21 protein-coding genes are annotated in these 23,376 nt (G+C 66.8%); 5 read left to right on the forward strand and 16 right to left on the reverse strand.

What is annotated here, in order from left to right:
- Nucleotides 1-63 precede the first annotated feature (63 nt).
- The 7 genes from cyoD to CAL15_RS21735 all read right to left on the reverse strand — a co-directional run bounded on the left by cyoD (nt 64) and on the right by CAL15_RS21735 (nt 7,180).
- Complete coding sequence (gene cyoD / locus CAL15_RS21705) at nt 64-417, reverse strand: cytochrome o ubiquinol oxidase subunit IV (RefSeq protein ID WP_086080389.1); 354 nt, start codon at nt 415-417, stop codon at nt 64-66.
- The gene (gene cyoC, locus CAL15_RS21710; protein WP_086080390.1) at nt 417-1,043 is read right to left on the reverse strand and encodes a cytochrome o ubiquinol oxidase subunit III; all 627 of its coding nucleotides are present in this window, start codon (nt 1,041-1,043) and stop codon (nt 417-419) included. Before cyoC ends, cyoD begins: the two co-directional genes overlap by 1 nt.
- A gap of 3 nt (nt 1,044-1,046) precedes the next feature.
- Complete coding sequence (gene cyoB / locus CAL15_RS21715) at nt 1,047-3,029, reverse strand: cytochrome o ubiquinol oxidase subunit I (protein ID WP_086080391.1); 1,983 nt, start codon at nt 3,027-3,029, stop codon at nt 1,047-1,049.
- Nucleotides 3,030-3,037: 8 nt separating this feature from the next.
- A complete protein-coding gene (gene cyoA / locus CAL15_RS21720) occupies nt 3,038-3,949 on the reverse strand; it encodes a ubiquinol oxidase subunit II (RefSeq protein WP_086080392.1) in 912 nt (303 codons plus the stop codon).
- Between the two features lie 209 nt (nt 3,950-4,158).
- The gene (locus CAL15_RS21725) at nt 4,159-4,713 is read right to left on the reverse strand and encodes a response regulator transcription factor (RefSeq protein WP_086080393.1); all 555 of its coding nucleotides are present in this window, start codon (nt 4,711-4,713) and stop codon (nt 4,159-4,161) included.
- A complete protein-coding gene (locus CAL15_RS21730) occupies nt 4,710-5,912 on the reverse strand; it encodes an ATP-binding protein (RefSeq protein WP_086081238.1) in 1,203 nt (400 codons plus the stop codon). Before CAL15_RS21730 ends, CAL15_RS21725 begins: the two co-directional genes overlap by 4 nt.
- 101 nt (nt 5,913-6,013) lie before the next feature.
- Nucleotides 6,014-7,180: a mandelate racemase/muconate lactonizing enzyme family protein gene (locus CAL15_RS21735; protein ID WP_086081239.1), complete on the reverse strand. Its 1,167-nt coding sequence runs from the start codon at nt 7,178-7,180 to the stop codon at nt 6,014-6,016.
- Nucleotides 7,181-7,336: 156 nt separating this feature from the next.
- Between CAL15_RS21735 and CAL15_RS21740 the strand changes: the two genes are divergently transcribed.
- Nucleotides 7,337-8,245, forward strand: coding sequence for a LysR family transcriptional regulator (locus CAL15_RS21740; protein WP_086080394.1), 909 nt, complete (start codon nt 7,337-7,339; stop codon nt 8,243-8,245).
- A 105-nt stretch (nt 8,246-8,350) separates the two neighbouring features.
- On the opposite strand, the gene CAL15_RS21745 is transcribed toward CAL15_RS21740, so the two are convergent.
- From CAL15_RS21745 to CAL15_RS21770, 6 genes are read right to left on the reverse strand one after another with little or no spacing between them, the layout of a single operon-like run.
- On the reverse strand, nt 8,351-9,349 hold the full coding sequence (locus tag CAL15_RS21745) for an oligopeptide/dipeptide ABC transporter ATP-binding protein (RefSeq protein WP_232468058.1): 999 nt from the start codon (nt 9,347-9,349) through the stop codon (nt 8,351-8,353).
- Nucleotides 9,350-9,376: 27 nt separating this feature from the next.
- Complete coding sequence (locus CAL15_RS21750) at nt 9,377-10,315, reverse strand: ABC transporter ATP-binding protein (protein ID WP_086080395.1); 939 nt, start codon at nt 10,313-10,315, stop codon at nt 9,377-9,379.
- 1 nt (nt 10,316) lies between these two features.
- On the reverse strand, nt 10,317-11,198 hold the full coding sequence (locus tag CAL15_RS21755; RefSeq protein ID WP_086080396.1) for an ABC transporter permease: 882 nt from the start codon (nt 11,196-11,198) through the stop codon (nt 10,317-10,319).
- Nucleotides 11,188-12,174 (reverse strand): ABC transporter permease, encoded by a 987-nt coding sequence (locus tag CAL15_RS21760; protein ID WP_086080397.1) that lies wholly within the window; start codon nt 12,172-12,174, stop codon nt 11,188-11,190. Before CAL15_RS21760 ends, CAL15_RS21755 begins: the two co-directional genes overlap by 11 nt.
- 1 nt (nt 12,175) lies before the next feature.
- Entirely contained in the window at nt 12,176-13,807 is a 1,632-nt protein-coding gene (locus tag CAL15_RS21765) for an ABC transporter substrate-binding protein (protein ID WP_086080398.1), read from the reverse strand.
- On the reverse strand, nt 13,804-14,481 hold the full coding sequence (locus CAL15_RS21770; RefSeq protein ID WP_086081241.1) for a GntR family transcriptional regulator: 678 nt from the start codon (nt 14,479-14,481) through the stop codon (nt 13,804-13,806). Before CAL15_RS21770 ends, CAL15_RS21765 begins: the two co-directional genes overlap by 4 nt.
- A gap of 414 nt (nt 14,482-14,895) precedes the next feature.
- Between CAL15_RS21770 and CAL15_RS21775 the strand changes: the two genes are divergently transcribed.
- Together CAL15_RS21775 and CAL15_RS21780 are read left to right on the forward strand one after the other, a co-directional pair.
- Entirely contained in the window at nt 14,896-15,228 is a 333-nt protein-coding gene (locus CAL15_RS21775; RefSeq protein WP_086080399.1) for a toxin-antitoxin system TumE family protein, read from the forward strand.
- A 1-nt stretch (nt 15,229) separates the two neighbouring features.
- Nucleotides 15,230-15,586, forward strand: coding sequence for an HVO_A0114 family putative DNA-binding protein (locus tag CAL15_RS21780; protein WP_086080400.1), 357 nt, complete (start codon nt 15,230-15,232; stop codon nt 15,584-15,586).
- A gap of 20 nt (nt 15,587-15,606) precedes the next feature.
- On the opposite strand, the gene CAL15_RS21785 is transcribed toward CAL15_RS21780, so the two are convergent.
- From CAL15_RS21785 to CAL15_RS21795, 3 genes are all read right to left on the reverse strand, one after another.
- Nucleotides 15,607-16,371 (reverse strand): phytanoyl-CoA dioxygenase family protein, encoded by a 765-nt coding sequence (locus CAL15_RS21785; protein ID WP_086080401.1) that lies wholly within the window; start codon nt 16,369-16,371, stop codon nt 15,607-15,609.
- A gap of 71 nt (nt 16,372-16,442) precedes the next feature.
- Nucleotides 16,443-17,543 (reverse strand): AI-2E family transporter, encoded by a 1,101-nt coding sequence (locus CAL15_RS21790; protein ID WP_086080402.1) that lies wholly within the window; start codon nt 17,541-17,543, stop codon nt 16,443-16,445.
- A gap of 145 nt (nt 17,544-17,688) precedes the next feature.
- Nucleotides 17,689-18,717 carry a LysR family transcriptional regulator gene (locus CAL15_RS21795; protein ID WP_086080403.1) on the reverse strand — a complete coding sequence of 343 codons (1,029 nt, stop codon included), beginning with the start codon at nt 18,715-18,717 and terminating at the stop codon, nt 17,689-17,691.
- A 240-nt stretch (nt 18,718-18,957) separates the two neighbouring features.
- Between CAL15_RS21795 and CAL15_RS21800 the strand changes: the two genes are divergently transcribed.
- A complete protein-coding gene (locus CAL15_RS21800) occupies nt 18,958-20,154 on the forward strand; it encodes an efflux RND transporter periplasmic adaptor subunit (protein WP_086080404.1) in 1,197 nt (398 codons plus the stop codon).
- Nucleotides 20,155-20,182: 28 nt separating this feature from the next.
- Nucleotides 20,183-23,368 (forward strand): efflux RND transporter permease subunit, encoded by a 3,186-nt coding sequence (locus CAL15_RS21805; protein WP_086080405.1) that lies wholly within the window; start codon nt 20,183-20,185, stop codon nt 23,366-23,368.
- Nucleotides 23,369-23,376: the final 8 nt, after the last annotated feature.

Below are 23,376 nucleotides of genomic sequence, written 5' to 3' on the forward strand. Positions count from 1 at the left end.
AAAAGGCTCCGCGCCATATCGACGCGGAGCCTTCCGAGGGCGAACCCTGGTCCGCCGAGATGCCTACATGCCGGGCATCATGTTCGCGTTCATGTTGTGCAGCACCCACAAGGAACCCACGACGATGATCGCGATGATCTTCACGGTGAACAGGAAGGTGAGCGTGTTGTCGCGCTGCGACTTGTCCATGCCCATGTGCAGGAAGAAGATCAGTTGCACGAGCAGCTGCGCGATGCACAGGATGATCAGGCCGGGAATGGCGATCGAACGCGACACGCCTTCGACCATGACCAGGCCGAACGAGCCGAAGGTCAGCACGATGGAAAGGATGAAGCCGACGATGTACGACTTCATGCTGCCGTGGGCGCCGTCGTGATGCGAGTCGCCGTGATGGCCGGCCGATGCGGAATGAGACATCAGAGGGCTCCGAACAGATAGATGAAGGTGAAGACGCAGATCCAGATGATGTCCAGGAAGTGCCAGAACAGGCTCAGGCACTGCAGGCGGCGCCGGTTGAACGAGTCCAGGCCCTGGCGGCGGACCATGTCGACCATGACGAACAGCCAGATCAGGCCGAACGTGACGTGCAGGCCGTGCGTGCCGATCAGCGTGAAGAATGCCGACAGGTAGGCGCTGCGACCGGGGCCGTTGCCCTGCGAGATCAGGTGATGGAATTCATAGACTTCCATCGCCACGAAGCCGATGCCGAACAGCGCCGTGATCAGCAGCCAGGTGATGACGCCGGCCTTGTTGTTGGCCTGCATCTTCAGCATGGCCACGCCGAAGGTGAAGCTGCTGATCAGCAGCAGCATGGTTTCGACCAGCACGAACGACAGGTCGAACAGTTCGGCGCCGGACGGACCGCCGGCGGTGGCCTTGGACAGCACGGCGAAGGTGGCGAACAGCACCGAGAAGATCAGGCAGTCGCTCATCAGGTAGATCCAGAACCCGAAGGTGGTCTTGGATCCGTCGTCGTGATGCTCGTCGTGGTCGTGATCGTGGCCGTGGGCCACGCCGTGGTTCAGAGTGGTTGCGTGGTTCATGGCTCAGGCAGCCTGTTGCTGCTGTTTACGTTGCAGGTGCGCGTTCTCGATGGCCTCGACTTCCTTCGCAGGCACGTAGTAGTCGATGTCGCGGCTGTAGGCGCGCGCCACGAACGACGCGATCATGCCCACGAAGCCCACGATGGCCAGCCACCAGATGTGCCAGATGAGTCCGAAGCACATCGCCAGGCCGAACGCCCCCATGTAGACGCCCGTGCCGGTGTTGCGCGGCATGTGGATGTCCTTGTAGGGCGCCGGAGCGCGGTTGGCGCGGCCGGACTGCTTGTCTTCCCAGAACTGGTCCAGGTGCTCGACCTGCGGCACGTGCGCGAAGTTGTAGAACGGCGGGGGCGACGAGGTCGACCACTCCAGCGTACGGCCGCCCCAGGGGTCGCCCGTCAGGTCGCGGTTCTTGGCGCGGTCGCGGATGCTGACGGCCACTTGCAGCAGCAGCAGGGCGATACCGGCGGCCACGAACACGGCGCCCACCCAGGCAACGATCAGGTACGGCTGCCACTCGGGGTTGTCGTAGTGGTTCAGGCGACGCGTCATGCCCTTGAAGCCGAGGATGTACAGCGGCATGAAGGCCAGGTAGAAGCCGATCAGCCAGCACCAGAACGAGTACTTGCCCAGGCGCTCGTTCAGCTTGAAGCCGAACGCCTTCGGGAACCAGTACGTCATGGCGGCGATACAACCGAACACCACGCCGCCGATGATGACGTTGTGGAAGTGGGCGATCAGGAACAGGCTGTTGTGCAGCACGAACGACACCGCCGGGATGGCCATCATCACGCCGGTCATGCCGCCGATGACGAAGGTGACCATGAAGCCGATGGTCCAGATGACGGGAGTGGTCATCTGCACGCGGCCGCGGTACATGGTGAACAGCCAGTTGAAGATCTTGGCGCCGGTGGGCACCGAGATGATCATCGTCGCTATCCCGAAGAACGCGTTGACGTTCGCCCCCGAACCCATCGTGAAGAAGTGGTGCAGCCAGACCAGGAACGACAGGATGCCGATCGCGGCGGTGGCGTAGACCATCGACTTGTAGCCGAACAGCGGCTTGCGCGAGTAGGTGGCGATGATTTCAGAGAACGCGCCGAAGCAGGGCAGGATCAGGATGTACACCTCGGGGTGGCCCCAGATCCAGATCAGGTTCACGTACATCATGGCGTTGCCGCCGCCGTCGTTCGTGAAGAAGTGCGTGCCCAGGTAGCGGTCGGCCGTGAGCAGCGCCAGCGTGGCGGCCAGCACCGGGAAGGCGGCGACGATCAGGATGTTGGTGACCAGCGCGGTCCAGGTGAACACGGGCATCTTCATCAGCGACATGCCCGGCGCGCGCATGCGCAGGATGGTCACGATGAAGTTGATGCCTGACAGCGTGGTGCCCAGCCCGGAGATCTGCAGAGACCAGATGTAGTAGTCCATCCCCACGCTCGGGCTGTAGTCCAGCCCGGACAGCGGCGGATAGGCCAGCCAGCCGGTGGCGGCGAACTCGCCCACGAACAGCGACAGCATCATCAGCACGACGCCGGCGCCGAACAGCCAGAAGCTGAGCGAGTTCAGGAACGGATACGCCACGTCGCGCGCGCCGATCTGCAGCGGCACGACGACGTTCATCAGGCCCGTGATGAAGGGCATCGCCATGAAGAAGATCATGATGACGCCGTGGGCGGTGAAGATCTGGTCGTAGTGGTGCGGCGGCAGGAAGCCGGCGGCGTCGGCGGCGGCCACGGCCTGCTGCGAACGCATCATGATGGCGTCGGCGAAGCCGCGCAGCAGCATGATCAGCGCCACGATGATGTACATGATGCCGATCTTCTTGTGGTCCACGGTGGTGAACCACTCCGTCCACAGGTACTTCCATTTGCCGAAGTACGTGATGGCGGCGAGCAGGGCGATGCCGCCCAGCGTGACGGCCACCAGGGTGGCCATGACGATCGGGTCGTGGAAGGGAATCGCTTCCAGGGAAAGTTTGCCGAACATGATATGTATTACTCCGCGGCGGCGACCAGGTTCTTGGACGTGGGTGTGCAGAACGGAGAGTCGACCCCTGCGATCTTTGCCATCGTGCTATTCAGGATGAAATCGAACATGCCGGCCGGCGCGCTCGAGTAGTAGGTGACCGGCGTGTGCTGGCTGGGCTTGAACAGCGTCGCGTACGACTCCTGCGTCAGCGCGCTGCCGTCGGCGCGGGCCTTCTGGATCCACTCGTCGAAGCCCTGCTCGGAGGTGGCGATGGCCTTGAAGCGCATGCCCGAGAAGCCGCCGCCGCTGTAGTTGGCCGAGATGCCGGCGTAGGTGCCCGGCTCGCGCGCGATCAGGTGCAGCTTGGTGGTCATGCCGGCCATCGAGTAGATCTGGCTGCCCAACTGCGGAATGAAGAAGGAGTTCATCACCGTGCCCGAGGTGATGCGGAAGTTCAGCGGCGCATCGACCGGGAACGCGATCTCGTTCACGGTGGCGATGTTGTAGTCGGGATAGATGAACAGCCACTTCCAGTCCAGCGACACCACTTCGATGTTGATCGGCTTGCGGTCGGACTCGATGGGGCGGTAGGGATCCAGCGCGTGCGAACTCTTCCAGGTCATCACGGCCAGGATGGCCACGATGATGCAGGGCACCGTCCACACCACGATCTCGATGGGGGTGGAGTGCGACCAGTTGGGGGAATACGTGGCCTTGGTGTTGGTGGAGCGGTACTTCCACGCGAACCACAGCGTCATGATGATGACGGGCACGACGACCAGCAGCATCAGTCCGGTGGCGGTCAGCAGAAGCGTCTTCTCCTGCATCCCGATGTCCCCTTTCGGGTCGAGGATTTCCAAGGAACAGCCGCCCAGCAGCAGGACGGCGCCGACGGCTAATACGCGCGCGGCGATGGAGGCGAAAGGGGGGAGTTTCACTGGCGAGCCCTATGGACGATAAGGGTGCTGCCTTGCAGCAAAACCGGGATGGTAGCTCGCTCGTCCACCCCTGCCCTGCGACAGAAAGTCGCAGTTGTCGCCACACAACCGCACCAGAACGGTGCAAATCGGGATCAGAACCCTAGGGAAACCCCGAGCAGGTCGACGCCGCGGGTGCGACAATCTGTCGCACCGCTTTTTGACCGGGATCAATCGTGGGGAAAGGGCTCGCGTTCGGGGCCGGGCTTCTTGGCCAGCTTGCGCTGCAGCGAGCGCCGATGCATGCCGAGCAGGCGGGCGGCGGCGGACACATTGCCGCCGGTTTCGGACAGCGCCTGATGGATGTGCTCCCATTCTAGGCGGTGCAGCGGCGTCATGGCGCTTTCAATCGTAACGTTCTGCGGCTCGGCCAGGCCCAGGGTGCGCAGGATCATGGGCGCGGTGGCCGGCTTGGGCAGATAGTCGTCGGCGCCGCGCTTGATGGCCTCGACCGCCGTGGCCACGCTGGCGTAGCCGGTGACCAGCAGGATCCGCATGTCCTCGCGCAGCGCACGCAGCGGGCGGATCAACGTAAGGCCCGAGTCCTCGCCCAGGCGCAGGTCGACCAGCGCGAACTCGGGGCGCATCTCTTCGGCCACGCGCAGGGCCTCGCCCACGCTGCACGCGATACGCGTTTCCAGGCCGTGACGCGCCAGGCTGCGCTGCAAAGTACGCAGGTACAGCTCGTCGTCGTCGATCAGCAGGCCGGTGCCGGGGGAGTTCATGCGTGACCATCCAGGGGTAAATCGAAGCGGATGCGGGTGCCTCCTCCCTCAGCCGCCGTAAGGGTCATCTCGCCGCCCAGCTGTTCCACCGTGGCATGCGACAGCGCCAGGCCCACGCCCAGTCCCTGCGGCTTGCCGCTGTGGAACAGGCCCGTGGCCGGCAGCAGCGGGCGCTCCGGGTCCATGCCCAGGCCGTGGTCGCGCACCTCTCCGCGCAGCGTACCCGCTTGATATTCCAAGTGTAGTTCCACCCGCGGATCGCCCACTTCCTCGCCGGCGTCGGCGGCATTGTTCAGCAGCGCCTGTATCAGGTGCGCGATGGCCGGATCGACGCGCAGCGACGTGGGCAGCGTGCCCGTGCGGCTCAGTTCGATGGTGGGCCGCACCAGCTTCCACTGGCTGACCACGCGCACCAGGTCGACCCGGCTGGGCACGGCCAGGTTGCGGATGCGCTCGCGGCACAGCGCCAGCAGCTGGCTCAGCGTGGCCACGTCGTTGCGCATCTCTTCGGTATCGGCCTGCACGGCGATCTCGTCGGCCAGCAGCGTCATGGTGGCCAGCGGCGTGTTGAGGTCGTGCGCCATGGCCGCGGCATGGGTGGCCAGCGCCACGATGCCCTCGTTGCGGGTGAAGCGTTCGCGCAGCGCGGCCAGCTCGCGCTCGCGGCTGCGCAGCCCGGCGGCGAGCCGCGTCAGGAAATAGAACACCACGCCCGCCGAGATGAGGAAGTTGGCGGCGATGCCCCATAGCAGCAGCACACGGCTGTCATGCGGGCTGTCCAGCGGCTGGCCGAACACGGCCGACACCGCGTATCCCGCCACGCTGGCCAGGGCCGCGGCGAACGCCCATTTTGGCGGCAGCGCCAGCGCGGCCAGCGCGATCAGCACCAGGAACAGCAGGCCGAACGGATTGTGGATGCCGCCGCTCCAGCCCACCATCCACGCCAGCACCGCGATGTCCACCAGCAGGTGCAGGAAGGCCACGCCGGGCGAGAGTTCTTCGCTGCGCGGCGGCCGCAAGGTGGCATACAGGTTGAAGACCACCAGGAAGGCCACGCCGCCCCACAGCGGGCCGAGTGGAAGCGACACGTCCAGCGGCCCGCTGGCCACCAGCACGGTCGCCGCCTGTCCTGCGATGGCAACCCAGCGCAGGCTGCACAGCGTGCGCAGGAAGGAATTGGCGGAACTACCGGAAGACATGTCGGACGGAAGCGAAAACGGGGCGCGCGGCATGCGCGCGCGACCCGTCATTGTATGGTGAATCCCGCCCCCGTCCGGGGCGGCCCGCCCTGCCCGGCAGCCTACGAAGCCAGCGCGCGCATCTCGGCGTACAGGTCGGCCTTGCCTTCGAAACCGATGCCGGGCAGCTCGGGCAGGCGCACGATGCTGTTCTCGACTTTCACGCCGTCCGGGAAGCCGCCGTAGGGCTGGAACAGGTCGGGATAGGATTCGTTGCCGCCCAGGCCCAGGCCGGCCGCGATGGCCAGCGACATCTGGTGGCCGCCGTGCGGCACGCAGCGCGAGGCCGACCAGCCGTATTCCTTCAGCATGTCCAGCGTGCGCAGGTACTCGACGAGGCCATAGCTGAGCGCGCAGTCGAACTGCAGCCAGTCGCGGTCGGGGCGCATGCCGCCGTAGCGAATCAGGTTGCGCGCGTCCTGCATCGAGAACAGGTTCTCGCCCGTAGCCATGGGCTTGTCGTAATGATTGGCCAGCTCGGCCTGCAGCTCGTAGTCCAGGGGATCGCCGGCTTCTTCGTACCAGAACAGGTCGTACTGCGACAGTTCGCGGGCATAGGCGATGGCGGTCTGCAGGTCGAAGCGGCCATTGGCATCCACACACAGGCGCTGGCCCGGGCCCAGCAGCTTCAGCACCGCCTCGATGCGCTTGCAGTCTTCGGCCAGCGAGGCGCCGCCGATCTTCTTCTTTACCACCGAATAGCCGCGGTCCAGGTAGCTCTGCATCTCGCGCTGCAGGCCTTCCAGGCCCTGGCCCGGCCAGTAATAGCCGCCGGCGGCATAGACGAACACGTCGCGGTTCGGCGTGCCGTTGCCGTAGCGCTCGGCCAGCAGCTGGTACAGCGGCTTGTTCTCGATCTTGGCCACGGCATCCCACACGGCCATGTCGATGGTGCCCACGGCCACCGAGCGCTCGCCGTGGCCGCCGGGCTTCTCGTTGGTCATCATGGTGTTCCAGATCTTGTGCGGATCCAGGTTGTCGCGCTCGCTGTCCAGCAGGCTGTCGGCCGCGGCCTCGAGCACGCGCGGACGGAAGCGTTCGCGGATCAACGCGCCCTGGCCGTAGCGGCCGTTGGAGTTGAAGCCGTAGCCGATCACCGGCTTGCCATCGCGCACCACGTCAGTCACCACGGCGACGAGGCTGAGCGTCATCTTGGAGAAATCGATGTACGCGTTGCGGATGTTGGACTTGATGGGGCGGGTGGATTCGACGATGTCGACGATTTTCATGGCGGGCGGGTCCGGTTGAGAAAGCGGCGTGCGCTGATGGAAGCGCCGGGCATTGCGCATGCGCGCCGGCTGATGCACTGGTGTGTATAGTGGCCCATCGGCGGGCCGACGGCCAATGCCGCTTTTCTCTACTTTCATGCTTTGCGTGCATAGACCATGAATCTCTCCTGGCTGGAGGACTTCCTGGCCCTGGCGGCCACCGGCAGCTTCTCGCGCGCCGCCGAGGCGCGCCACATGACGCAGCCGGCATTCAGCCGGCGCATCCGCGCGCTGGAGGAATGGCTGGGGGTAGTGCTGATGGACCGGGGCACGCATCCGGCCACGCTGACCGAGACCGGCGCGTGGTTCCTGAACGTGGCGCGCGAGATCCTGGCGCGCGTCGAGCGCGTGCCGGACGAGGCCCGCGCGGTGGACGCCGCCAACTCGGCCACGCTGCGTTTCGCCGCGACGCACGCGCTGTCGCTCACCTTCGTGCCGCAATGGCTGCGCAGCCTGGAATCGCGCACTTCCGTCGGCCCGATCCAGCTGACTTCCGACGTGCTGCAGCAGTGCGAAGGATGGATGCAGAACGGCCGCGTGCAGTTCCTGCTGTGCCATTTCCACGCGGATGTGCCGGGGCGCCTGTCGCCGCAGGACTACCCCTCGGTCCAGGTGGGCGCCGATGTCCTGATGCCGGTGTGCGCGCCCAGCCGCGCGGGCAGGCCGCGCTGGAACCTGGCCGCGGCCCGGCGTGGCGCGCCCCTGCCCGTGCTGGCCTACAGCGCCGAATCCGGATTGGGCAGGCTGTTGCGCGGCGTGTGCGGCGATACGCTGGAGCGGGCCGGCGGCAGCCCGGTGTTCACGGCGCACCTGGCCACGGTGCTCAAGAGCATGGCGCTGGACGGACGCGGCATCGCGTGGCTGCCGGAGAGTCTCATCGGCGACGAACTCGCCGCCGGGCGGCTGGTGAACGCGGGGCCGGAGGAACTGCACATCCCGCTGGAGATCAGGCTGTATCGGCGCGCGGCGCCGGATACGGCGACGGCCGAGGCGTTCTGGGCCGCGGCAGCGGCAACCACGGGCTGAAGCGCTGAAGCGCGCGGCCGGCGGCACGCGGCCGGGCCGCGCGTTGGCAAGCGGTGCAAGTCGGCCCGGCCGCGCATCGTCCGGCGGGGATGCAGGCAGCTCTGGCTACGAGGCCGGATAGGGATGCAGGCAGGCCAGATGCCGGTCGCCTTCCAGCCGCTGCGGCGGATCGACCTCGACGCACTGCGCATCCGCGCGGGTGCAGCGCGTGCGGAACCGACACCCCGAAGGCAGGCTGGCCGGGCTGGGGATCTCTCCCTGCAGGCTGACCGAAAGCGGCGCATCGAATCTGGGAAACGCGTTCATCAAGGCGCGGGTGTAGGGATGTCGCGGGGCCCGCAGCACCTCGCGCGTCGGCCCCATTTCCATGATGCGTCCCAGATACATCACGGCCACGTGTTCGCACAGATAGCCCGCCACGCCTAGGTCGTGCGTGACGAACACCAGCGCGATGCCCTGCTCTCGCTGCAGGTCGCGCAAGAGGTTCAGCAGCTGCGCCTGCACGGACACGTCCAGCCCGGCCACCGACTCGTCGGCCACGATGACGCGCGGCTCGCAGGCCAGCGCCCGCGCCACGGCCACGCGCCGGACCTGGCCGCCCGACAGTTCCGAAGGATAGCGTTGCGCCGTGCCCGCCGGCAGGCCCACCTGGCGCAGCAGCTCTTCCACGCGTGCCGTCACCTGCTGCGGCGCGCGCAGCTTGTGCAGCCGTATCGGTTCGGCCAGCAGGGCCGCCACGGTCATGCGCGGATTGAGCGAGCCGCGCGCGTCCTGGTAGATGTAGGCCACGTCGCGCGCGAAGCGGCGCCGGGCCTCGGCGTCCAGGCGGTCGAGCTCGGCGCCTTCGGTCAACACGCGCCCGTTGGTAGGAGCCTCCAGCCCCAGCATGACGCGCACCAGCGTCGACTTGCCCGACCCGCTTTCGCCCACCAGCGCCAGCGACTGGCCAGGATGCAGGGTCAGGCGGATACCATCGAGCGCGCGCAGGCTGCGCCGGCCGCCATCGATGGAGAAACGCTTCTCCACGTCCAGCAGCGAGAACAGCGGCTGCGCGCCGCCGCGGGATGCGGCCATCAGGGCCGGGACGTCCAGGTTGGCATTCATGTCGGATTCCTGTGGCGACGTGCGGGTTCAGGCGTGCCAGCAGGCCAGCGTGACCTCGCCCTGCTGCCGTTGCGGCGGGCGCTCGCCGCAGCGTGCGGTGGCGTGCGCGCAGCGCGGCGCGAAACGGCACCCTGGCGGCATGCCGGACAAGGCCGGCACCACGCCCGGTATGGGCTGCAGCCGCTCGGCGTTGAACTCGATCGCGCTGGCGCGCAGGCCGCGCGTGTAGGGATGGCGCGGGTTGCCCAGCACCTCGCCGCACGGGCCCTGCTCGACGATCTGCCCGCCGTACATCACGGCCACGCGATCGGCCACCTGCGTGGCCAGCGCAAGGTCGTGCAGCACGAAGACGGCCGAGGCTCCCAGCGCGCGCACCCGCTCCAGGATCAGCGACATGATCTGCGCCTGGATGGTCACGTCCAGCGCGCTGGTGGGTTCGTCGGCGATCAGCAGGCGAGGCTCGCAGGCCAGCGCAATGGCGATCATCACGCGCTGCTGCATGCCGCCCGACAGTTCGTGCGGATAGGCCGCCAGGCGAGCCTGCGGGTCGGCGATGCCCACGCTGTCCAGCAGCTCGATGGCGCGCGCGCGACAGGCGTCGCGCGACAGTCCGCGATGGCGGCGCAGCGGCTCAGACAGGTGCGCCAGCACGGTGTAGCAGGGGTTCAAGGCGGCCGAGGCATCCTGGAAGACGAGGCCCATGCGCGTGCCTCGCAGCCCGCGCAGCATGCGCTCCGGCGCATGCGCGACATCGTCGCCGCCCACTTCCAGGCGGCCTTCCAGTTCGACCTCGGGCGGACGCAGCAGACCCATCGCCGCGAAGGCCAGCGTCGACTTGCCCGCGCCCGATTCGCCGATCAGCGCCAGCGTCGCGCCCTCGGGCAGCCGTATGCTGACGTCGTCGAGCACGGCCATGCCCTTGCGGCGCAGCGTGAAGCGGTCCACGTGCATCATGTCCGGGCTCATCTCAACGCTCCCGTGTGCGCGGATCCAGCGCATCGCGCAGGCCTTCGGCCAGCAGGTTCAGGCCGACCAGCAGGATTGCCAGCGCCAGCCCCGGCGCGCCGGACATCCACGGCGCCATCATCACGAAACCCCTGCCCTCGGCGATCATCAGGCCCCAGTCGGGCGCGGGAGGCGCCACGCCCAGGCCCAGGAACGACAGTCCCGATCCCAGCAGAATGGCGATGGAAATGCGCATGCCCGCCTGGATGAGAATGGGAGAGGCGATGTTGGGCAGAATGTGGCGCAGGATCACGTCGCGTTCCGGCACGCCCATCAGCCGCGCCGCCTCGACATAGGGGCGCGACTTGATCTGCAGCACGTCGGCGCGCACCATGCGCGCGAAGGGGCCGACGAAGGACAATGCCAGCGCATAGATGACATTGGCCATGCCCAGCCCGAAGACGGCCATGAAGGCCATCGCCATGATCAGCTCCGGAAAGGCCAGCAGGCCGTCGACGACCCGCATCAAGGTCCACTCGGTGCGCCCGCCGCGCAGGCCGGCGTAGATGCCCAGCGGCACCCCGACCAGCAGGCCGAGCGCCACCGAGGCGACGCCCACCCACAACGCCGAGCGCGCGCCATACAGCAGGCGCGAGTAGATGTCTTGCCCGAACGAGTCAGTGCCCAGCCAGTGCCGCGCGGACGGTCCCTGCATCATCGCCATGATGTCCTGCTCGGTGGGCGGATACGGCGCGATGAGCGGCGCACACACGGCCATCAGCACGAACAGCAGCACGATGGCGCCGCCCGCCATCGCCTTGCGCTGCCGCCGCAGCAGGCGCCAGCCGCGCAGCAGACTCGACGGCGCGGCCGGCGCGCCCACGACGGAGGGATCAGCGGCCATGTTTGCGCAACCTCGGATCCAGCAGTGCATAAGTACGGTCGACCATGAAGTTGACCCCGATGAATAGCAGCGCGGTGATCATGATGCCGGCCTGCACGACACCGTATTCGCGCGTCTGTACCGCGGTGGTGATCATCATGCCCAGGCCGGGCAGCGTGAAGACGACTTCGGTCATCACCGCACCGCGCAGCATGCCGCCCAGCTGCAGGCCGATCACCGTCACCAGCGGCATCAGCACGTTGCGCATGCCGTGCACCCACACGACGCGCCATGCGGGTTCGCCGCGCGCCCGGGCCGCCATCATGTAGGGTTGGTCCAGCACTTCCAACAGGCTGGTCCGCGTGACCGAGGCGATGAGTCCCATGTACCAGGCGCCCAGGGTGACGGCGGGCAGCGCCAGGTGCCACAGGCCCGTGACCGGGTCTTCCCAGGGCGAGACATAGCCCATGGACGGAAACCAGCCCAGCGACACGCTGAACAGCCATATCAGCACCACGCCCAGGTAGAAGCTGGGAAACGCATTGCCGCCCACCGCGACGCCGCTGGTCGCCAGGTCGATCCAGCTGTTGCGCCGCAGGGCCGCCGCGACGCCCAGCGGAATGCCGGCCGCCAGCGCGATCAGCAGAGACAGCCCCGCCAGCGTCAGCGTGACGGGCAGCGCCTGGAAGATCGCCTGCTCGAAGATGTCCTGGCGGCTGACGTACGACAGGCCCCAGTCGCCCTGCACGAAGTCGGCCAGCCAGCGGCCGTACTGCACGGGCAGCGGCTGGTCCAGGCCCAGGTCGCGATACAGCTTGTCGTAGGACTCTTTCGAGAAGTCCGAGCCCAGCATCACCGTCACCGGATCGCCGGGCGTGGCCTTCAGGAACGCGAAGCTGATGACCGAGACCACCAGGAGCACCAGCGCCGTCTGCGCCAAGGCGCCCGCGGTCTGGCCCAGCCAGCCCGCGCGCGACAGGGGCGATGCGACGGCCATGTCAGGCCCGCCAGACGGTATGGAGATTCAGCAGGTCGGCAGGGATGTACTCGAAGCCGCTGACCTTCTTCGACAGAATCTTGAAGACCTTCATGTGCGCCAGCACCGCCAGCGGCGCGTCGGCCATCAGCACGTCCTCGGCCTCGATGTACAGCTTGCGGCGCTGCGCGACGTCCATGGTCTGGCCGGCCGCGGCGGCCGCCTTGTCGAAGGCCGGGTTGCTGTAGCCCACGAAGTTCCAAGGCTTGCCGGTGGACCATTCCGGCGTGATGGTTTCGTCGGGATCCAGGTCGGCGATCCATGCTTCGTCGTAAAGATCGAAGTCGCCGGCATTGCGGCGCTGCGCCCACACGGCGCGGTCGACCAGCTCGATCTTCGGCTTGATGCCGATCTGCGCCAGCATGGGCGCGATCAACTGGGCGTTGCGCGTGCCCATGCCGCCCGACCCGGTGAAGCCGTCGGTGACGATGTACACGGGATTGAGCTCGCCCTGGTGGCGCGACTTGGCGCGCAGCGCCTTGGCCTTTTCCAGGTCGAAGAACTGGCCGCGGCCGCTCTTGGCGATGTTGGGGTCGTAGAACTCGGTCATCGGAGGCGAGATGCACGTGTACGCGGCAATGGCCTCGCCGAAGTAGCTTTGCTGCACGATCACGTTGCGGTCGATGGCGAACGACACCGCCTGGCGCAGCACCAGTTCATCGAACGGCGCGCGCTTGTTGTTCATGCCGAGGAACGAATAGTTGCCCTCGACCTGGCCATACACCTGCAGGTCCGAGCGCTGGCGCAGCTGCGGAATGAACTGGAACGGGCACACCGACAGGCCGTCGACCTGGCCCGACAGCAGCGCGGCCACGCCCGCGCTGGGCTCCTTCAGCAGGCGGATCACCACCTTGTCGAGATAAGGCTGTCCGGCCTCGAAATAATCGGGATTGCGCACCAGCTCGATGGAGTCGTTCTCTTTCCAGCTGACGAACTTGAAGGGCCCGGTGCCCACCGGATTGCGGCCGAAGGCCTGGCCATGCTGCTCCACCGCGCGCTTGCTGACGATGGTTCCCGCGCGGCCGGTGCTGCCGGTCAGCGCCACGGGCAGGAAGGCGAAAGGCCGCTTGAAGCGCAGGCGCAGCGTCAGTTCGTCCACCACATCGATGCCGTCCAGGTCGGCGAACTTCCACGCATGCGGCGACTTCACCGCCGGGTCGGCCACGCGCGCCAGGCTCCATTTGACCGCCTCTGCATTGCACGGGTCGCCGTTGTGGAACTTCACGTTCGGGCGCAGCTTGAAGACGTGGGTCTTCTCGTCGACCATGTCCCAGCTCTGCGCCAGGTCCGGCGCGAAGCTGACGTTCTTGCCGTCGTACGCCACCTTCAGGATGCCGTTGAACACGTTGTTCAGCACCTTGATGGAGCCGCCCGACATGGTGAAGTGCGGATCCAGCGTATCGATCGCGTCGAGCCAGCCCAGCGTGATGGTGCCGCCCTTGCGCGGCGTAGACTGGGCCATGGCGCTGCCCATGCCCAGCGATGACGCGGCGGCCAGGCCCACGCCCGCACCCACGGTCTTGAGGAAATCGCGGCGTTGGAACTTCGCGGCCAGGGCGGCAGCCAATTGCGACTTGTAATCCGGCGTGGTCATGCAGGAACTCCTTGCTTGGAGAAAGGGGATAGAGGCGCGAGGTCATCGACGGTGGCCAGCACGTGCTGCCGCATGACGGCCTCGCCATGCGCGGGATCGCCACTTTTCAGGGCATCGATGAGGTTCAGGTGATGCTCCCGGGCGCCGGGGCGGCCGGATTCCTTGATCCAGGCCCGCATGTAGGGCTCGATCAGTGAATTGAGGCTGGCGATCTGGCGCAGCAGTCGCGGCTGGCGGCTGAGGCCGCAAAGATGTTCATGGAAAGCGCGATGGCTGCCTGTCCAATCGGGCAGGCTCTCCGCCAGGTCGTCCAGTCGCGACAGCTGCGCCTCGAGATCGCGCAGGATGGCCGGCGTCAGGCTCGGCATGGCCAGGCGCACCGCCAGGCCTTCCAGCACCGCGCGCATCTCGAAGACCTCGCGCATGGCGTCGATGTCCAGGCCGGACACGACGACGCCGCGGTTAGGCCGGATCGTCACCAGCCCCTCGGTCTCGAGACGGCGCAGGGCTTCGCGCACCGGCATGCGGCTGGTGCCGATCTGCGCGGCAATCGTCTCGGGCTTCAGGCGCATGCCGGCGGGATACTCCCCCAGCCGGATGGCGGTATGGATGTGCAGGTACGCGTCCGCTTCCGCGGTCGCGCCTTGCAGCGACGGCACAGACAGGTTCAGCATGGCCTGGATCAGTTGATACGTGGATACGGTTTGCTTGACGCTGAGCCTGTTCAAGCAAAGTCCATGCCAACTGAAAGCGGCCTGCGCGCCGCGAGGCTTCGATCAGGGCGGGACAGCGGTGTGGCGGCGATGAAAGCGGCGACGGCGCGGCGGGTGAGCGAGCGCAGCGCGTCCGTTCCGTCCGCCGCAGGCAGCACCGGTTTGGCGCTCGGGCGCATCACGAATGGTCATCGTGAGTGCTGATGGTGCATGGGAGCTCACGATGGATGTGGCGTCTGATAAACAGGCGCTGCCAACCAGTCTCGCGCCACTCCGCTCATGCTTATGGACAAGCCGCGTTGCAGCGCAGATCTTGAGTTAGTTATTATCTAGTGATAACATCATGCGACACAAAGAGACCCAAGCCTGGACGCCATGCTTCTTCTCGACGGGGAAACGTTCGCCGTGGACCAGGCAGGCAAGCTATGGGTCAGGTTCGATGTGAAGCCGGTGGCGATATCGGTTCAGCGTCCGCACGGCCTCAAGTATTCGTTGACACTCCACGATGAGGACGGCGGGCGCATTCTTGGGTTCGACAACGCCCATCCCATCAAGGAAGGCACAGGCCCCGGCGCACATACGCGGGTCGAATACGACCACACGCACAAAGGCGAGCGGCTTCGCTTTTATCGTTATGCCGACGCCGCCACCCTGCTGAGTGACTTCTGGCAAGAAGTGGAATCGATAATGCGAGAGAGGAATCTCTGATATGAAGATGCTGAAAGTCGGTATCGCATCGCTGGAGCAATACAAGGCCAGGACGCTTGCCATTGCTCGGGGCGAGTACACACCTCAACCTGACGAGCCGAAGGTCTGGTTTCAGTCGATTGAGAGCCTGTCCCAGGTCCTATCGGAGAGGAACCGGGCTCTGCTTGCACTGATCGCGGAAACTGAGCCGCAGTCCATCCACGAGCTTGCACTCAAGACAGGCCGCGCCAAGTCGAACCTCTCACGCACGCTGCGAACGATGGAGCAATACGGCCTTATCCATTTCGAGCAAGGACCAGGGCGACAATTGGCGCCCAGGGCCGACTATTCAGGCATTTCGCTCGAAATGGCGTTCTAGCCCAGAACCCATCATGCAATCTATGTCAGCGGCACATCCGCACGCGAGGCCGACCGCGTTCCCGGCGTGGGATGCGTATCGCTCGGATAATAGGTGTGCACCACCGACAGCTTGACCTGGCCGCTGGCATTGCCGCGCGCCGCATGCAGCGTGCGGCAATGGAAGAACACCACGTCGCCGGGCTGCAGCTCGGGACAGACGGCCCGTTCGATCCACGCCTGGTTCTCGGCCGGGTCAGGCAGGAAGAACCTGGCCGCGTCGAACTGCGACGGCTCAAACGCCGCGGCATGCGAGCCCGGCAGAAAGAACAGCCCGCCGTTGTCGGCATGCTCCCGTCCCAGCGCCAACCACACGGACACCAGGTTCTGGGCACTGAACGACCAGTAGCGGATGTCCTGGTGCCACCCGGTCAGGCTGCCGTAGCGGGGATGCTTGGTCATGACGCAGTTGTGGTGCGCGGTGGACAGCACGGGCTGCTGCCCGAAGCACTCGCGCAGCCAGCCCGCAATGCGGGGCGACGTGGCCCAGGCGCGGTACAGCGGATCGCGGCCGTAGGCATCCAGCAGGCGCCGCACGGTGTGCCCGCCCTCGGCCTGGCGCGAGGGCGGCGCGCCCGGATACTGCAGGTCGGCCTCGTATTCCAGCGGCGCCTGCGCCTCATCCAGCTGGCGCTGCGACAGCTCGCGCAGCGCCTGTACCTCATCGGCCGCGGCAAATCCGCGCGCCACCACGAAACCCTGCTCGCGCAGGGTGGCAACCTGTTCGGCAACCGTTTGCCCGGACATCTTGGCGTTTCCTTGTGCTTGGCAGGGACGCATCCCGCGTCCCCTTGCAAGCATACTCCTGTGACGCCAGCTCAGTCGGCGGGGTTGCCCGTGCCGGCCCGCAGGCGTTCTTCGTCGCGCTCCTGCGTGACGTTGCGCACCCATTCGCGCCAGATGGCCACCAGCAGCGCCATCAGCACCGGACCGACGAACAGGCCCACGATGCCCATGGTCTTCACGCCGCCCACCAGTCCGAAGAAGGTGGGCAGAAACGGCAGCTTGACCGGGCCGCCCACCAGGCGGGGCCGCAGGGTCTTGTCCACGATGAACAGCTCCACCGTGCCCCAGACGAACAGCGCGATGCCGGCCACGACCTCGTTCGAGCCGACCAGGTACAGCGACACCAGCGTGAAGCACAGCGGCGCGCCGCCCGGCACCAGCGCCATGAAGCCGGTGACCACGCCCAGCAGCACCGGCGACGGCACACCGGCGATCCAGTACGCCACGCCCAGCACCACGCCTTCGCCCAGCGCGATCAGGCACATGCCGGTGACCGTGGAGCTGACCGTGGCCGGCACCACGCGCGAGAAGCGCTGCCAGCGGGCCGGCAGGATGCGCTCGCCCAGGATGTCCAGCTGGCCCAGCATGCGCGCGCCGTCCTTGTAGACGAAGAAGAGCGTGATCAGCATGAACAGCAGCGTGAGCAGCAGCTGGAAGACGTTGCCGGTGGCCGACAGCGCCATGCGGTAGATGTTGCCCAGATGCTCGCCGCTGATCAGCTGCACCAGCTCGCCCAGCGCATGCGGCTCGCCCAGATAGGTTTGCCAATAGACGGCCAGCCGTTCGCCGACGATGGGCAGCGACAGGATCCAGTTGGGTGCAGGCATGCCGTGGCGGTTGACGTCCAGGGCCCAGGCGAACAGATGGCTGGCCTCTTTCACGGCATAGCTGAGGGCCAGCGATATCGGCGCCACCAGCACCACCAGCACCACCAGCAGCGCCAGCGTGGCCGACACGGCGGTGTTGCCGCGGCAATGACGCACCAGGCGGGTATACACGGGCCAGGTCGCCAGCCCGATGATGAGGGCGGCCAGCACGGGCACCAGGAAACCGCTGAGGAAATACAAGCCGGCCAGCACCACCAGCAGCAGCAGCCAGCGGGCAATCAGCGAGGCGGGAAGAACAGTCTGCATAGACGACTTTCTGGGAGATTCGGCCCTGGACCCAGCAATATACCGAGTTTTGGCAACCGTCCCCACCATGATGCCGCCATGCAGCGCAGCGCGCCCGCGGCGGGCGTGCTGCGCCCCGGCCCGCCGGGCGGGCCGGCTCGGGCAACTACATGACGAACTCGGGCGCGTCGACCGGCGCGTTGCGGCGCGCGGCCTGCACGGCCTCGGGGGTCAGCTGCGGGCTTTCGAGACGGCGGTCGCAGGTCAGCGCGCCCACGTCGTTCTCGTCGCCGCCGCTGAGCAGCGGACACGCGGCGAACAATCCCGCCACCCAGTCGGAAAAGGCGCGCACCTTGGGCGACAGCTGGCGGCTTTGCAGGTACAGCAGTGAAATCGGCGTGGGCGAAGGGCGCCATTGCGGCAGCACCTCGACCAGGTCGCCCTTGAGCATGTGGGGCAGCGCCATGAAGCGCGCGGTCTGGATCATGCCGAAGCCCTTCAGGCCGCAGGTGAGGTGGGCCATCCAGTCATTCACCGACACGCTGCCGGGCACGTCGACCTGCTGTTCCTTGCCGTCGATCACGAAGTCCCAGTTGCAGTTGCGCCCCGACGCCCAGAAATAATGCACTGCCTGATGGCGCTGCAGGTCTTCCAGCGCGTGCGGCATGCCGTGGCGCTCGAGGTAGTCGGGCGACGCGCAGGTGACCGACTGCAGAATGCCGATGCGGCGCGCCACGAGGCTGGAATCCTCGAGCGGGCCGCCGCGGATGACGCAGTCCACCGCCTCCTGCACCAAGTCGACCCGGCGGTCGGACAGGCCGATGACCAGCTCGACGTCAGGGTATTTGCTGTGGAACTCGCACAGCGCCGGCAACAGGATCTGGTTGCCGATGGCGGGCGGCACGTCGATGCGCAGGCGCCCCTGCGGACGCGAGGCCGAATCCTGCAGGCAGGCCTCGGTTTCTTCGACCTCGGCCAGGATGCGGGTGCTGTGCTTGTAATAGGCGGCGCCGTCCGGGGTGAGGCTGATGCGGCGCGTGGTGCGGTTGAGCAGGCGCACGCCCAGGTGGCGTTCGAGGTTCTGGATGATGGTGGTGACCGTGGTGCGCGGCAGCGCCAGCCCATCGGCCGCGCGCGTGAAGCTGTTGGCTTCGACGACGCGCACGAAGACCTGCATGGCTTGGAAGCGATCCATGGGGGTTCCCGGGGGATGAATTGACGCCAGCATAACCCGGAAGCTCGCCAGATTGTTCGGATGGTTCGACTAGTGTTGCCACGAAAACACTGTTTATCCGAGTCGACAAAACACACAGAATCTCACCGTCCAGAAGAAGCCTGCACGGCTGCTGCACCGCAGCAGAGGCGCCAACCCCACCCAGCGCGCCAGTCTCCGGAAGCAAGGCATCTCCCCAAGAACCAAGACCAAGGAAACACCATGACGGTTTCTCGTCCCCGCATTGCCGCGCTCGCCCTGGTGGCGGCGCTGGCCGCCGCCGGCGGCGGCTACGCTGTATACGGCCCCTCCAAGGGAACCGGTACCGCCCAGGCCCAATCCGCGCCGCCCCAGGGCGCGCCTGTCGACGTGGCGCCCGCCTTCACGCGGTCCATCGTCGACTGGCAGCGCTATTCGGGTCGCCTCGAGGCCATCGACCGGGTCGACATCCGTCCGCTGGTCTCGGGCACCCTGACCCAGGTCCACTTCAAGGACGGCGCCCTGGTCAAGAAGGGTGACGTGCTGTTCACCATCGATCCGCGCCCGTATGCGGCCGAGGTCGACCGAGCCACCGCCCAGCTCGCCGCGGCCCGGGCGCGTGTGGCGTACACGGCCTCCGACCTCGCCCGCGGCAAGCGGCTCATCAGCGAGAACGCCATCGCCCGGCGCGACTTCGAAGAGAAGGAGAACGCCGCCCGCGAGGCCGCCGCCAACCTGCAGGCCGCCCAGGCCGCCCTGGACACCGCCCGCATCAACCTGGGCTACACCCGCATCGTCGCCCCCGTGGACGGCCGCGTCTCGCGCGCCGAAGTCACCGTGGGCAACGTGGTGTCGGCCGGCGCCTCGTCGGTGCCGCTCACAAACCTGGTGTCGGTGGCGCGCCTGTACGCATCGTTCGACGTCGACGAACAGACCTTCCTGCGCTACGTGAATCCCAGCCGCGCCAACGGCGCCTCGGTGCCGGTGCAACTGGGCCTGGCCAACGAGGAAGGCTATTCCCGCGAGGGCGTGGTGCAGTCGGTCGACAACCGGCTCGATCCCACCTCCGGCACCATCCGCGTGCGCGCCGTGTTCGACAACCGCGACGGCACCCTGCTGCCCGGCCTGTACGCCCGCGTCCGCCTGGGCGGCAGCGCTCCGTACGACGCCGTGCTGATCGACGAACGCGCCATCGGCACCGACCAGAGCAAGCGTTTCGTGCTGGTGGTCGGCGACGACAACCGCGCCAACTACCGCGAAGTGAAGCTGGGCTCCAACGTCGGACCGCTGCGCGTGGTACAGGACGGCCTGAAGCCCGGCGAACGCATCGTCGTCAATGGCCTGCAGCGCGTGCGCCCCGGCGACCTGGTCGCGCCCAACCTGGTGTCCATGGACACCGCGCCGGAGGCCGTCAAGACGGCCGCGGCCAGCCTGAAATAAGGCACCGACCGATCTCGGAAGATCTCCAATGAATATCTCCAAATTCTTCATCGACCGGCCCATCTTCGCTGGGGTGCTGTCGGTATTGGTGCTGCTGGGCGGCCTGCTGGCCATGTTCCAGCTGCCCATTTCCGAATACCCGGAAGTCGTGCCTCCGTCCGTCGTCGTGCGGGCGCAATATCCGGGCGCCAACCCCAAGGTCATCGCCGAAACCGTCGCCTCGCCGCTGGAACAGCAGATCAACGGCGTGGAAGACATGATGTACATGCAGTCGCAGGCCAACAGCGACGGCAACCTGACGCTGACGGTGTACTTCAAGCTGGGAGTGGATCCCGACAAGGCGCAGCAGCTGGTGCAGAACCGCGTGTCGCAGGCCCTGCCACGCCTGCCGCCCGACGTGCAGCGCCTGGGCGTCACCACGGTCAAGAGCTCCCCCACGCTGACGCTGGTGGTGCACCTGATTTCGCCCGACGACCGCTATGACGCCACCTATCTGCGCAACTACGCGGTCATCAACGTGAAGGACCGCCTGTCGCGCATCTCGGGCGTGGGCGAAGTCACGGTGTGGGGCGCGGGCGACTACTCCATGCGCGTCTGGCTCGATCCGCAACGCGTCGCGCAGCGCGGCATGACGGCCATGGAAGTGGTCAACGCCATCCGCGAGCAGAACGTGCAGGTCGCGGCGGGCACCATCGGCGCCTCGCCCAACGACGTGCCCATGCAGTTCTCCGTCAATGCGCGCGGCCGCCTGCAAAGCGCGGAAGAGTTCAGCGACATCATTCTGAAGACCTCGCCCGACGGCGCCGTCACGTACCTGCGCGACGTGGCGCGGGTCGAGCTCGACTCGCAGGAATACGCGCTGCGCTCGCTGCTGGACAACAAGCCGGCGGTGGGCATGGGCATCATGCAGTCGCCGGGCTCGAACGCGCTGGACGTCTCCAGCCAGGTGCGAGCCGCCATGGCCGAGATGTCCAAGGACTTCCCGCCTTCGGTGGAATACCGCATCGAGTACGACCCCACGCAGTTCGTGCGCTCCAGTATCGAGGCCGTGGTGCACACGCTGCTGGAAGCCATCGCGCTGGTAGTGCTGGTGGTGATCGTATTCCTGCAGACGTGGCGGGCATCCATCATTCCGCTGCTGGCCGTGCCGGTGTCCATCATCGGCACCTTCGGGCTGCTGCTGATGTTCGGCTATTCCATCAACGCGCTGTCGCTGTTCGGCATGGTGCTGGCCATCGGCATCGTGGTGGACGACGCCATCGTGGTGGTCGAGAACGTGGAGCGCAACATCGGCGAAGGATTGTCGCCGCGCGACGCCACGTACAAGGCCATGCAGGAAGTCAGCGGGCCCATCATCGCCATCGCGCTGACGCTGTGCGCGGTGTTCGTGCCGCTGGCCTTCATGACGGGCCTCACCGGGCAGTTCTACAAGCAGTTCGCCATGACCATCGCCATCTCGACGGTGATCTCGGCCTTCAACTCGCTGACGCTGTCGCCCGCCCTGTCGGCCATGCTGCTGAAGGGCCACCACGACAAGCCCGACGCGTTGACCCGCGTGATGAATCGCCTGTTCGGCGGCTTCTTCAACTGGTTCAACCGCACGTTCAATCGCGCGTCCGACGGCTACGCCACCGGCGTGCGCGGCGTGATCCGCCGCAAGGGCAGCTCGATGCTGGTGTTCGCGGTGCTGCTGGGCCTGACCGCGCTGATCGGCAAGGTCGTCCCGGGCGGCTTCATTCCGGCACAAGACAAGCAGTACCTGATCGGCTTCGCGCAGCTGCCCAACGGCGCCTCGCTCGACCGCACCGAAGACGTGATCCGCCGCATGAGCGACATCGCCCTGAAGCAGCCTGGCGTCAAGAGCGCCATCGCCTTCCCCGGCCTGTCGATCAACGGCTTCACCAACAGTTCCAGCGCGGGCATCGTGTTCGTCACGCTGGACGACTTCAGCGAACGCACCAGCCCGGAACTGTCGGGCAACGCGATCGCGGGCGCGCTGAACCAGCAGTTCGGCTCGATCAAGGACTCGATGGTCGCCGTGTTCCCGCCCCCGCCCATCCTGGGCCTGGGCACGCTGGGCGGCTTCAAGCTGCAGATCGAGGACCGCGGCGCTCAGGGCTATGAAGCGCTGGACCGCGCCACCCAGGCCTTCGTGGCCAAGGCGGCGCAGACGCCCGAGCTCGGCCCCACGTTCTCGAACTACCAGATCGCCGTGCCGCAGCTCGACGTGGACCTGGACCGCGTGAAGGCGCGCCAGCTGGGCGTGCCCGTGACCGAAGTGTTCGACACCATGCAGGTGTACCTGGGCTCGGTGTACGTGAACGACTTCAACCGCTTCGGTCGCGTGTTCCAGGTGCGTGCGCAGGCCGATGCCCAGTTCCGCGCCCATCCCGATGACATCCTGCAGCTGAAGACCCGCAACGCGTCGGGCGACATGGTGCCGCTGTCGTCGCTCGTCACGGTCAACCAGAGCTTCGGGCCCGAGATGGTGGTGCGCTACAACGGCTACACCGCCGCCGACATCAACGGCGGTCCGGCGCCAGGCTTCTCGACCAACCAGGCGCAGGAGGCCGCCGCGCGCATCGCCGCCGAGGTGCTGCCGCGCGGGTTCCAGATCGAGTGGACCGACCTGGCCTACCAGCAGATGCTGGCTGGCAACGCGGGCCTGTGGGTGTTTCCGATCAGCGTGCTGCTGGTGTTCCTGGTGCTGGCCGCGCTGTACGAGAGCCTGACCCTGCCGCTGGCGGTGATCCTGATCGTGCCGATGAGCATCCTGGCGGCGCTGACGGGCGTGTGGCTGACGAACGGCGACAACAACATCTTCACGCAGATCGGCTTGATGGTGCTGGTGGGGCTGTCCGCGAAGAACGCCATTCTCATCGTGGAGTTCGCCCGAGAGCTCGAGATGGGAGGCAGCACGCCGGTGCAGGCCGCGATCGAGGCCAGCCGCCTGCGCCTGCGTCCCATCCTGATGACGTCCATCGCGTTCATCATGGGCGTGGTGCCGCTGGTGCTGTCCACCGGGGCGGGCGCCGAGATGCGGCAGGCCATGGGTATCGCCGTGTTCTTCGGCATGCTGGGCGTGACGCTGTTCGGCCTGTTCCTGACGCCGGTGTTCTATGTGCTGCTGCGCAAGCTGGGCAAGCGCCCGCTGCACAGCGCACATCCGCACGCCGCGCCGATCTCTCATCAACATGCCGCCCAGGCCGACTAAGGAGCCAG

The sequence above is a fragment of the Bordetella genomosp. 13 genome, assembly GCF_002119665.1.
In the GTDB taxonomy this organism is placed as follows: Bacteria; Pseudomonadota; Gammaproteobacteria; order Burkholderiales; family Burkholderiaceae_B; genus Bordetella.